Here is a 1094-nt window from a genome sequence, read left to right on the forward strand (position 1 = left end):
CTGGGCAACGGGCTCTCCGGCGCCGAAACCATCGACCTCGCCGACGATGAGACCCTGATCCCGGGCCTGGTGGACACCCACGTCCACGTCAATGAGCCGGGCCGGACCGAGTGGGAGGGCTTCGCGTCGGCCACCCGCGCGGCGGCGGCCGGCGGCGTGACCACCATCATCGACATGCCGCTGAACTCCATCCCGCCCACCACCACCGTGGAGAACCTCAAACTCAAGCGCAGTGTCGCCGCGGACCAGGCGTTCGTGGACGTGGGGTTCTGGGGCGGCGCCGTCCCGGGCAACACGGCGGACCTCCGTCCGCTGCACGACGAGGGCGTGTTCGGCTTCAAGTGCTTCCTGCTGCACTCCGGCGTGGACGAGTTCCCGCACCTGGAGGCGGACGAGATGGAGGCCGACATGGCCGAGCTCAAGTCCTTCGATTCGCTGATGATCGTGCACGCCGAGGACTCCCACGCGATCGACCACGCCCCCCACCCGGGCGGGGACCAGTACGCCACGTTCCTGGCCTCCCGCCCCCGCGGGGCCGAGAACAAGGCGATCGCCGAGGTGATCGAACGGGCCCGCTGGACCGGGGCCCGCGCGCACATCCTGCACCTGTCCTCCTCGGACGCGCTGCCGATGATCGCCACCGCCAAACGCGACGGCGTGCACCTGACCGTGGAGACCTGCCCGCACTACCTGACCCTGATGGCCGAGGAGATCCCCAACGGCGCCACGGCGTACAAGTGCTGCCCGCCGATCCGTGAGGCGTCCAACCGCGAGCTGCTGTGGAAGGGCCTGCAGGACGGGACCATCGACTGCATCGTCTCGGACCACTCACCCTCCACCCTGGACCTGAAGGACCTGGAAAACGGCGACTTCGCCGTGGCCTGGGGCGGCGTGTCCTCCCTCCAGCTGGGCCTGTCCCTGATCTGGACCGAGGCCCGGCACCGCGGCATCGCCCTGGAACAGGTGGTGTCCTGGATGGCCGAGAAGCCGGCCGCCCTGGCACGGCTCTCCACCAAGGGCCAGCTGGCGCTCGGGTACGACGCGGACTTCTCGGTCTTCGCCCCGGACGAGGCCTACGTGGTGGACGTCTCCAA

The 1094-nt window shown here is 69.7% G+C and carries 1 protein-coding gene; it reads left to right on the forward strand.

Annotation, left to right across the window (positions count from 1 at the left end):
- Positions 1 to 1094 (forward strand): allantoinase AllB (gene allB / locus J9611_RS21405; protein ID WP_211883276.1); only part of this gene is annotated, 1094 nt, incomplete at both ends.

It is taken from the genome of Pseudarthrobacter albicanus (assembly GCF_018224015.1).
In the GTDB taxonomy this organism is placed as follows: domain Bacteria; phylum Actinomycetota; class Actinomycetes; order Actinomycetales; family Micrococcaceae; genus Arthrobacter; species Arthrobacter albicanus.